11 protein-coding genes are annotated in these 10,754 nt (G+C 44.2%); 10 read left to right on the top strand and 1 reads right to left on the bottom strand.

Going from position 1 to position 10,754, the window contains the following annotated elements; all coding sequences use genetic code 11:
• Positions 1-620: 620 nt before the first annotated feature.
• From rpmH to GNE05_RS20865, 10 genes are all read left to right on the top strand, one after another.
• Positions 621-755 (top strand): 50S ribosomal protein L34, encoded by a 135-nt coding sequence (gene rpmH, locus GNE05_RS20910; RefSeq protein WP_003178075.1) that lies wholly within the window; start codon positions 621-623, stop codon positions 753-755.
• 153 nt (positions 756-908) lie between these two features.
• Positions 909-1,259, top strand: coding sequence for a ribonuclease P protein component (rnpA, locus tag GNE05_RS20905; RefSeq protein ID WP_004392944.1), 351 nt, complete (start codon positions 909-911; stop codon positions 1,257-1,259).
• A gap of 160 nt (positions 1,260-1,419) precedes the next feature.
• On the top strand, positions 1,420-2,169 hold the full coding sequence (spoIIIJ, locus tag GNE05_RS20900; protein WP_007409906.1) for a YidC family membrane integrase SpoIIIJ: 750 nt from the start codon (positions 1,420-1,422) through the stop codon (positions 2,167-2,169).
• Positions 2,166-2,807 carry an RNA-binding cell elongation regulator Jag/EloR gene (gene jag, locus GNE05_RS20895; RefSeq protein ID WP_017418434.1) on the top strand — a complete coding sequence of 214 codons (642 nt, stop codon included), beginning with the start codon at positions 2,166-2,168 and terminating at the stop codon, positions 2,805-2,807. The genes spoIIIJ and jag overlap by 4 nt, the downstream gene beginning before the upstream one ends.
• Positions 2,808-3,096: 289 nt before the next feature.
• Positions 3,097-4,476 carry a tRNA uridine-5-carboxymethylaminomethyl(34) synthesis GTPase MnmE gene (gene mnmE, locus GNE05_RS20890; protein WP_007409903.1) on the top strand — a complete coding sequence of 460 codons (1,380 nt, stop codon included), beginning with the start codon at positions 3,097-3,099 and terminating at the stop codon, positions 4,474-4,476.
• A 16-nt stretch (positions 4,477-4,492) separates the two neighbouring features.
• Positions 4,493-6,379, top strand: a complete 1,887-nt coding sequence (mnmG, locus tag GNE05_RS20885; RefSeq protein ID WP_007615086.1) for a tRNA uridine-5-carboxymethylaminomethyl(34) synthesis enzyme MnmG — start codon at positions 4,493-4,495, stop codon at positions 6,377-6,379.
• Positions 6,380-6,392: 13 nt separating this feature from the next.
• On the top strand, positions 6,393-7,112 hold the full coding sequence (rsmG, locus tag GNE05_RS20880) for a 16S rRNA (guanine(527)-N(7))-methyltransferase RsmG (protein ID WP_160183181.1): 720 nt from the start codon (positions 6,393-6,395) through the stop codon (positions 7,110-7,112).
• Between the two features lie 121 nt (positions 7,113-7,233).
• A complete protein-coding gene (gene noc, locus GNE05_RS20875; protein ID WP_007615083.1) occupies positions 7,234-8,085 on the top strand; it encodes a nucleoid occlusion protein in 852 nt (283 codons plus the stop codon).
• Positions 8,086-8,383: 298 nt separating this feature from the next.
• Positions 8,384-9,145 (top strand): sporulation initiation inhibitor protein Soj, encoded by a 762-nt coding sequence (soj, locus tag GNE05_RS20870; protein ID WP_007409899.1) that lies wholly within the window; start codon positions 8,384-8,386, stop codon positions 9,143-9,145.
• Positions 9,138-9,989: a ParB/RepB/Spo0J family partition protein gene (locus tag GNE05_RS20865; RefSeq protein WP_014419388.1), complete on the top strand. Its 852-nt coding sequence runs from the start codon at positions 9,138-9,140 to the stop codon at positions 9,987-9,989. The genes soj and GNE05_RS20865 overlap by 8 nt, the downstream gene beginning before the upstream one ends.
• Positions 9,990-10,019: 30 nt before the next feature.
• On the opposite strand, the gene yyaC is transcribed toward GNE05_RS20865, so the two are convergent.
• Entirely contained in the window at positions 10,020-10,634 is a 615-nt protein-coding gene (gene yyaC, locus GNE05_RS20860) for a spore protease YyaC (protein ID WP_004392969.1), read from the bottom strand.
• Positions 10,635-10,754 lie beyond the last annotated feature (120 nt).

Below are 10,754 nucleotides of genomic sequence, written 5' to 3'. Positions count from 1 at the left end.
TATCCGGCACAGCCCTCCTTTTCTTTAAAAATCAGCGCCCTTTCCCTGTTATAGAACACAAAAAAAGAGCATATGGCTCTGACCATTCGTACACACGAAATGTTGAAAACATATAGTATAGTAGAAAAATAGCTTTTCGACAAATTCCACAAGTTGTGGACAACAATCTACACAAGCTGTGTGAAAACAATCCACAACTTATCCACAAATTGTGGATAAGGAGAATGGACTGGATAAGTAATTAAGAGTTAAAACACAAATATAATATCAAATTAAGCGAGGACTTGCAATGGTTCTCGTAATCTTATCCACAAACCTGACAACTTGTTGAAAAATCTTTGTCCACAGGGGTTAGCAATGTGAAAATGTTGTCGATAACGATTGTGGATATTAAAAAAAGACCGAAAAATTATCCACATGTCGTTTTTTCGAGGGAGCCGGTTTTTTTTTTGCGTTAAAAAAAGGAATATGAAAAATAAGGTTTCTAAACTGATTAAGGTATGTTATCCTATTATGGTTGTAAGAAATAAAAGCACTGCTGAAGTTGACAATGAATAGGCAGCACAAATATAATAAGTAAGACTGTCTTTAACAGCTATTCCTCGAGGGAGGTGTCATAAATGAAAAGAACATTCCAACCGAATAACCGTAAACGCAGTAAAGTTCATGGCTTCAGAAGCCGTATGAGTTCAAAAAACGGTCGTCTAGTATTAGCACGCCGTCGCCGCAAAGGCAGAAAAGTATTATCAGCTTAGGCCACTGAATAATGTCAGTGGTCTTTTTTCACATTAAGAGAGTGAGATGTCATGCGTCGCCCGGTACTGGAGAAATTTCTTCAGTATTCCGGCGGCCCGTTTTTTTTAGATAGAAATAAAAGTTTCTGCGAGTGAATATCGGAGTGAATTAAAGTGAAGAAGCGAAATCGGTTAAAGAAAAATGAAGATTTTCAAAAAGTGTTTAAACGCGGAACGTCTATGGCAAACCGCCAGTTCGTGCTGTATACGCTTGATCAGCCGAAACAGGAAGAGCTCCGGGTAGGGCTTTCTGTCAGTAAAAAAATCGGCAATGCCGTCGTGCGCAATCGGGTGAAGCGGTTAATAAGGCAGGCTGTTCAGGAGGAAAAAGAGCTGCTCAAGCCGAAAGATTTTATTATTATCGCAAGAAAACCCGCCGGCGACCTCAGTTTTGAAGAAACGAAAAAGAGTCTGCAGCACTTATTCAGAAAAACCTCATTATATAAGAAATCTTCGTCAAAATAGCTCATATTTTGTTTTCTTCACGTTTTTAAAAGCGCTTCCTTTTATTTGGCGAAAAATGAACGCCATTTGAAACTGAAAGATGCTAAAATACATACAAGGTTTATAAAGATTGGTATAGGAGGAAACGTTCTTGAAAAGGAGAATATGGTTACTACTGAGTATGGTCGGTATGCTCGTGCTGCTGGCCGGGTGCTCGAGTGTGAAAGAGCCGATTACGGCGAATAGTCCGCATTTCTGGGACAAATATGTTGTGTATCCATTGTCAGAAGTCATTACGTACGTAGCGAAACTGACGGGCGATAACTATGGTTTATCGATCATCATCGTTACGATTTTAATTCGTCTGCTGATTCTGCCGCTGATGATCAAGCAGCTTCGAAGCTCAAAAGCGATGCAGGCGCTGCAGCCTGAAATGCAGAAGCTCAGAGAAAAATACAGCTCTAAAGATCAAAAAACGCAGCAGAAGCTTCAGCAGGAAACAATGGCCCTGTTTTCAAAGCACGGGGTAAACCCGCTGGCGGGATGTTTCCCGATCCTGATTCAAATGCCGATTTTGATCGGATTCTACCACGCCATTATGCGTACGCAAGCCATTTCACAGCACAGCTTTTTATGGTTTGACCTAGGAGAGAAGGATCCTTACTATATTCTTCCTATCGTTGCCGGTGTGGCCACTTTTGTCCAGCAGAAGCTGATGATGGCCGGAAATCCGACTCAGAATCCTCAAATGGCAATGATGGTATGGATTATGCCGATCATGATCATCGTATTTGCGATCAACTTCCCGAGCGCGCTTTCTCTGTATTGGGTAGTCGGAAACCTGTTTATGATTGCTCAGACATTCCTTATTAAAGGACCTGACATTAAACACGATCCGGAAACGCAGAAAGCGGGAGGAAAGAAAAAGTGAAGAAGGTGACTGCTGCGGGACGGAATGTCGAAGAAGCAGTTCAATCAGGCCTTCAGGAACTTCAACTGACGAAAGATCAAGTAGAAATAACGGTGGTGCAAGAAGAATATAAAGGGTTTTTGGGTATTTTCGGAAAAAAGAATGCGATCGTAGAACTGGAAGAGAAAAGAAATCCTGTTCAGGAAGCGAAAGCGTATTTGGAAGAAATCATCCATTCCATTGCCGGGCCTTCTGAGATTGTTACGGAAGAAAACAAGAAAACAGTCTGTTTTCACATTAAAGGTGAAAAAGCGGCGCTGCTTATTGGCAAAAGAGGACAAACACTCAATGCCCTGGAAACATTGACGCAGCTTGTTTTGAACCGCGGCTCCGGCCAGTATCGCCAAGCCGTTGTCGACGCTGAGAATTATCGGCGGAAAAGAAGAGAAATTCTGGATCAGCTGGCAAACAGGCTGGCCAAGCAAGTGTCGAAAACGAAAAAAGATGTGCATTTAGAACCGATGCCGTCAGGTGAAAGAAAAATCATCCATGACGCGCTGTCAAAGCATCCAAATATCAAAACGTTTTCTACCGGTGAAGGCCGGTACCGCCATCTCGTTATTTCCCATAAAGATAGCAGAAAACCGAAGTCCGGGTAAAATCGGAACTTCGGTTTTTTTATTGGTAAAAATGGCTCTATTCCTAAGCAGAATCGCATTTTTAGCGTTTAAGTTTTTTCTTTTTCGGTCTATGCTGTTGATAAAAAAGGTTTTAGGAAATAAAATTAATTGTTATTCACATGTGGATAAGTTAAAGTAATAAGGGATGAATTTCTGCCTTTGTGGATAACGTAACTTCCACTTCAAACCAAACTATGTTATCTTTTAATTTTGGCGTAAATAAAATTTTTTATATAGATGGAAACAGAGATAAAGAGAGGTGAACAGCATGGATACAATTGCAGCGATTTCAACTCCGATGGGTGAAGGCGCGATCGCGATCGTTCGGCTGAGCGGCCCGGAAGCCGTAAAGATCGCCGACAAAATGTACAAGGGTCCGAAAGGCAAAACGCTCAGTTCGGCAGAATCGCATACCATTCATTACGGGCATATCGCGGACAGCACGACAGGACGGATTATTGAGGAAGTCATGGTGTCTGTTTTAAGAGCGCCCAGAACATTCACAAGGGAAGATGTCATTGAAATCAACTGTCACGGGGGTATTGTGACGGTTAATCAGGTGCTCCAGCTTGCTTTAAGAGAAGGTGCGAGACTGGCAGAACCCGGTGAGTTTACGAAGCGCGCATTTTTAAACGGACGGATTGACCTTTCACAGGCGGAAGCGGTGATGGATCTGATCAGGGCCAAAACGGACCGTGCCATGAATGTCGCCATGAACCAGATGGAAGGACGGCTTTCCGCGCTTGTCCGCCGTCTGCGTGATGAGCTGTTAGAAACACTTGCACATGTTGAGGTTAATATAGATTATCCGGAATATGATGACGTCGAAGAAATGACGCATCAGCTTTTAGTGGAGAAGGCAAGCGGCGTGAAGAAAGAAATCGAGGCGCTGCTCCGTACGTCTGAGCAGGGGAAAATTTTGCGTGAGGGACTGTCTACCGTGATCATCGGCCGTCCGAACGTCGGAAAATCCTCTCTGCTTAACAGCCTTGTCCATGAAACGAAGGCGATCGTAACCGATATTCCGGGAACGACGCGTGATGTGATTGAGGAATATGTCAACGTGCGAGGCGTGCCGCTTCGGCTTGTCGATACCGCCGGAATCCGTGAGACAGAAGACATCGTCGAAAGAATCGGTGTGGAACGGTCACGGCAGGTTCTGAAGGAAGCGGATCTCATTTTGCTTGTGCTTAACCACAGCGAAGAGCTTTCTGAAGAAGATGTAAAATTGTTTGAAGCGGTTGAGGGAATGGACGTCATTGTCATTATGAATAAGACGGACCTTGAGGCTAAGATTGACGCTGAGCGCGTCAAGGAACTGGCGAAAGGCCGGCCTGTCGTCACGACCTCATTGCTGAAAGAAGAAGGCATTCAAGATTTAGAGGAAGCGATTCAGTCGCTATTTTATACAGGAGCGATCGAAAGCGGAGACCTCACCTATGTCAGCAACACCCGTCATATCTCGATTCTGCATCAGGCAAAGCAAGCGATTGATGATGCGCTGAACGGAATTGAACAGGATGTTCCGATTGATATGGTCCAAATTGATTTGACAAGGTGCTGGGAGCTGCTGGGCGAAATCATCGGTGATGCCGTCCACGAAAGCTTAATTGATCAGCTCTTTTCACAATTTTGTTTAGGTAAATAAAAGGGAGGAAAAAACCATGGGGTATGAAGCAGGCCAATACGACGTGATTGTCATCGGCGCCGGGCATGCCGGTGTTGAGGCTGCCCTCGCATCCGCGCGCCAGGGAGCCAAAACGCTTGTTTTGACGATTAATCTTGATATGGTTGCGTTTATGCCATGTAATCCGTCTGTCGGCGGCCCCGCAAAAGGGATTGTCGTCCGCGAAATTGACGCGCTCGGCGGAGAAATGGCTAGAAATATAGATAAAACTCATATTCAAATGAGAATGCTGAATACAGGAAAAGGTCCGGCCGTACGGGCGCTGCGTGCGCAGGCGGATAAATTCCAATATCAGCACGAAATGAAGCATACGCTGGAAAAAACACCGAATTTGACACTTCTTCAAGGGATTGCCGAGCGTTTAATCATTGAAGACGGAGAGTGCCGCGGTGTCATTACGCAAACCGGTGCTGAATATAAGGCAAAAACGGTCGTGCTGACAACCGGAACGTATTTAAGAGGGCGGATCATTCTCGGTGATCTGTCTTACTCAAGCGGTCCGAATAACCAGCAGCCGTCTATTAAACTTTCTGAGCACTTAGAGGAGCTCGGTTTTGATCTCGTCCGTTTTAAAACGGGCACGCCTCCTCGTGTCTCAAGCGATTCCATTGATTACAGCAAAACAGAAATCCAGCCGGGGGACCCGGTTCCGCGCGCTTTCTCATATGAAACAGTTGAATACATTACCGATCAGCTGCCTTGCTGGCTGACTTACACGAGTCCTGAGACTCATGAGATCATCGACAGCAACCTGCATCGTTCACCAATGTATTCCGGTATGATTAAAGGAACGGGACCGAGATACTGCCCTTCGATTGAAGATAAAGTCGTTCGGTTTAATGATAAACCGCGTCATCAGATTTTCCTTGAGCCGGAAGGCAGAAATACGCAGGAAGTATACGTTCAAGGTTTATCCACGAGTCTTCCTGAGGACGTGCAGCAGCGGATGCTGGCGACCATTCCGGGACTGGAAAAGGTGCAGATGATGAGAGCCGGATACGCGATTGAGTATGATGCGATTGTACCGACGCAGCTCTGGCCTACACTGGAGACGAAAAAAATCCCTAACCTGTACACAGCCGGTCAAATTAACGGTACATCAGGTTATGAGGAAGCAGCCGGGCAAGGAATTATGGCAGGGATCAACGCAGGCCGCAAAGCGCTTGGAAAAGAAGAAGTGATCCTCAGCCGTTCCGATGCTTATATCGGTGTATTGATTGATGATTTGGTAACGAAAGGAACCAATGAACCGTACCGTCTGCTGACTTCACGGGCGGAATACAGACTGCTGCTCCGTCACGACAACGCGGATCTTCGTCTGACGGAAATCGGCCACGATATCGGCTTAATTTCTGATGAGCGCTATGAAGCGTTTGAGAAGAAAAAAGCGGCGATCGAGGCAGAGAAAAAACGTCTCTGGTCTGTTATTATCAAGCCGTCTCCTGAGAATCAGGAATATATCCGTTCACTCGGCGGAAGCGAGCTGAAAGACGGAGTGCGCGGCACAGATTTAATGAAACGTCCGGAAATGAACTATGAAACAGTGACAAAACTTGCGCCTGCAGATTCTCCGGTTCCGCAAGACGTGGCGGAACAAGTGGAAATTCAGGTGAAATATGAAGGATATATCGAAAAATCCTTGCAGCAAGTGGAAAAGCTGAAGAAAATGGAAAACAAAAAAATCCCTGATCGGATTGATTATGACGCCATTAAAGGAATTGCTACTGAAGCCCGTCAAAAGCTGAAAGAAGTGCGTCCTTTATCAGTTGCTCAAGCGTCCCGTATTTCCGGCGTCAATCCGGCAGACATTTCAATCCTGCTGGTATACCTGGAGCAGGGCCGTATTGCCAAGGTAGCTGAATAGAAAGGATGACGGCATGAATATAGATGAATTTACATCCAGTTTAGCGGAGAAAGGGATTTCCCTTTCTGACCGCCAGCTGGAGCAATTCGAGTTGTATTACCGGATGCTCGTGGAATGGAACGAAAAAATGAATCTGACATCCATCACTGAGAAAAAGGAAGTTTATCTCAAGCATTTTTATGATTCGATAACGGCGGCATTTTATATTGATTTTGAAAAGGTCACCACTCTTTGTGATGTCGGCGCCGGCGCCGGTTTTCCAAGCCTGCCCATCAAAATCTGCTTCCCGCATCTGCATGTCACCATCGTCGATTCACTGAATAAGCGGATTACGTTTTTGGAAACTCTCTCTGATGCTTTACAATTAGAGCATACGACATTTGTCCATGACAGAGCGGAGACATTCGGACAGCGGAAAGACGTACGGGAAAGCTTCGATCTCGTGACGGCCCGTGCGGTGGCGCGTCTGTCGGTCCTGAGTGAGCTTTGTCTGCCGCTGGCCAAGAAAAACGGCGTATTTGCCGCACTGAAAGCAGCAGCTGCTGATGAAGAGCTGAAAGCGGGGCAAAAGGCGATTAAAGTATTGGGAGGAGAGCTTGAACAAGTTCATTCCTTTACACTTCCTGTTGAAGAAAGTGAACGGAACATTATGATCATTCGCAAGACGAAAAGCACTCCGAAAAAATATCCGAGAAAACCGGGTACTCCAAATAAATCGCCAATTGAAGGGTAATTTAGACAGCCTGATGTGACAATTCCATCATATTTTCTGCAAAATTGATGAAGATACAGCAGGAAAAACCATGAGAAAATAGAATTATAAAAATGGCAGTTTTTAAAGGTGGTGTAGGTACATGAAGCATTCATTCTCTCGTTTCTTCGGGTTTGGTGAGAAGGAAGAGGAACCGGAGATAGCTGAGCATGATACAAACAAAGAAGAGATACTCGAAATACCGGTACATGCTATCGTTCCCAACCGTTTTCAGCCACGCACCATTTTCTCAGATGAAAAAATCAAAGAGTTAGCAATGACTATCCATACACACGGCATCATTCAGCCGATTGTTGTCAGACATACAGAAGATGAAGGACAATATGAGCTCATTGCGGGTGAAAGGCGCTGGAGAGCGGTACAGACGCTTGAATGGGAGAAGATTCCCGCAATTATTAAAGATTTTTCTGATACGGAAACAGCATCTGTCGCTTTGATTGAAAACCTGCAAAGGGAAGAATTGTCCTCCATTGAGGAAGCTCATGCGTACGCAAGGCTGTTAGAACTTCATGATTTAACACAGGAAGCCTTGGCGCAGCGCTTAGGAAAAGGCCAGTCAACGATTGCGAACAAGCTCCGATTGTTAAAGCTCCCGGAACCGGTCCAGGATGCGATTATGGAGAAAAAAATTACGGAACGTCATGCAAGAGCACTGATTCCGCTCAAACAGCCGGAGCTTCAGGTCACATTGCTTGCGGAAATCATTGAGAAAAGCTTAAACGTCAAGCAGACGGAAGACAGAGTGGTGAAAATGCTTGAACAGAATAAGCAGAAACCAAAGCCGAGACGCAAAGCGTTCAGCAGGGATACAAGAATTGCGATGAATACGATTCGTCAGTCACTGTCCATGGTAGAAGACAGCGGCGTCAGACTGAATACTGAAGAAGAAGAATTCGAAGAGTACATCCAGCTTACCATTCGGATACCTAAATAAAAACTCTCCTGATGAGCAGGGGAGTTTTTATTTTAATCAAAAAACTATTTTGAGATAATGATAGATTTATTGTGCACTATACATTGTATATGTAAAATTTTATCTTTTTGTGTCGTGAATTGTCTTTTTACAGTCAAAAAAGTCACTTTATCGGAGAACTTATATTAGAAAGTGTCTTTTTCGTTTACATTTTTTTCACTTGCTGATAAACAAATTATGAAAAAAATAAAACGCTTTACTCTTTTTTTGATAAGATAGAAACAAGACAGTACATGTTCATGTGAAGGTAGGTGACATCGTGGGAAAAATCATAGCAATTACGAACCAAAAAGGCGGAGTCGGGAAGACGACGACTTCTGTTAATCTGGGGGCTTGCTTGGCTTACATAGGTAAAAGGGTTCTTCTTGTTGATATTGATCCGCAGGGCAATGCAACGAGCGGATTAGGGATTGAAAAAGCCGATGTGGATCATTGTGTGTACGACATTTTAGTAGATGATGCAGATGTTACAGATATTATTAAACCGACTTCAGTAGAGAACTTAGATGTCATTCCGGCCACGATCCAGCTTGCGGGAGCGGAAATCGAATTGGTTCCAACGATCTCACGGGAGGTCAGGCTGAAAAGAGCATTAGAATCAGTGAAACAAAATTACGATTACATGATTATTGATTGTCCTCCGTCTCTCGGGTTATTAACGATTAATGCGCTTACCGCTTCAGATTCAGTCGTTATCCCGGTTCAGTGCGAATACTACGCTCTTGAAGGATTGAGTCAATTATTAAATACAGTTCGGCTTGTGCAAAAACATTTAAATACCGACTTAATGATAGAAGGAGTGCTTCTGACGATGCTTGATGCCAGAACGAATCTCGGCATTCAAGTGATAGAGGAGGTAAAGAAATACTTTAGAGATAAAGTGTATCAAACCATTATCCCTCGCAATGTCCGTTTAAGTGAGGCGCCGAGTCACGGCAAGCCGATCATATTATACGATCCGCGTTCGAGAGGTGCGGAAGTATATTTAGATTTAGCAAAGGAAGTGGCAGCGAATGGCTAAAGGCGGGCTCGGAAAAGGGATTAACGCGTTGTTTAATCAGGTTGATTTGTCTGAAGAGACAGTGGAAGAGATTAAAATCAGTGATTTGCGCCCCAATCCTTATCAGCCAAGAAAACAATTTGACGATGAGTCATTAGATGAACTGAAGGAATCCATCATTCAGCATGGCATTCTTCAGCCCATTATCGTGAGAAAATCATTAAAGGGCTATGATATTGTAGCCGGCGAACGCCGTTACCGCGCCGCAAAACTTGCCGGTAAAGAGACAGTGCCGGCTATCGTGCGGGATTTATCTGAATCACTGATGCGGGAAATCGCTCTTTTGGAAAACCTTCAGCGTGAAGACTTATCACCGCTTGAAGAAGCTCTGGCATATGACTCACTGCTGAAGCATTTGGATTTAACCCAGGAACAGCTCGCTAAACGGCTCGGGAAAAGCAGGCCTCATATTGCCAACCATTTAAGACTGCTGACGCTGCCGGAAAGCATCCAGAACCTCATTGCAGAAGGTACGTTATCCATGGGACACGGCAGAACCTTGCTTGGTTTGAAAAATAAAAACAAGCTTGAACCGCTTGTGAAGAAAGTGGTTGAAGAACAGCTGAACGTCCGTCAGCTTGAGCAGCTGATTCAGCAGTTAAACAACAATGTTCCACGTGAAACAAAGAAAAAAGAACCTGTTCAAGATGTTGTGTTAAAAGAGCGGGAATCGTATTTGCAAAATTACTTCGGAACAACAGTAAATATTAAGAGACAAAAGAAAAAAGGGAAGATTGAGATTGAGTTTTTCTCAAATGAAGATCTTGAACGTATCCTAGAACTATTGTCTGAAAGAGAAGCGTAAAAACCATCTTTTTAAAAAAAGATGGTTTTTTTATATACGTCTTGTCAGCTTATGAAACGGACTGAGCCGTTCCTGCCGGCCTTCTGATTTATCTGTCAGCTGTAACCCCTCTGCTAAAACATTTGCCATGCTCATAACAAGATGAAGCCTCGTATTCTGCAGGACAAAATACTCCATAAACCCGCTGACATTGACGATTCCGTTGATATGGACGTCACCGATTTCGGGAAGATCTTTTTGAACACCTGCTCCGGGCTTCAGCGGCCCATCGCCGATTTGAAATGAGCCTACGCTTTTGACGCGGCCTAAACAAGCATCAACCGCTATAATAAACGGATTTTTATGTAGATGTTGAATATCTTTCAGCTTGTCTTTCATATTGACGGCGTGAACAGGATCTGACAGCGTGCCGTAAACGTGCAATCTGCCTAAATTCATTTTTTCTAACTTTGTTCCTACGAGCGGACCTAATGAATCTCCGGTCGACCGATCTGTACCGATACACACGGTGACTAACGGTCTGCCGGCTGCTTTACGTAAAGATGAAGTAAGGATCGCTTGTATTTGATTCGCAGCAGAAGAATCCGTATGAGATACATATTGTTTTGCCCGTTCTTGAGAAAAAAGCCCGCCTTTTCGATTCATAAGGTTCACTTCCTTGTCATGTCATACGAGTATTACATTGTTGTTTTTGGTGATGTATGGTTGTTTACAGTATATCCAGCGCTGCCTTTTTTTATGCTTATGTCATGATCAGCATGCCGG

Source organism: Bacillus sp. AM1(2019) (assembly GCF_009906915.1).
Lineage (GTDB): Bacteria > Bacillota > Bacilli > Bacillales > Bacillaceae > Bacillus > Bacillus velezensis.
The sequence above is the reverse complement of the archived record's forward strand: the minus strand, read 5'-3'. Positions and strand labels throughout refer to the sequence as shown.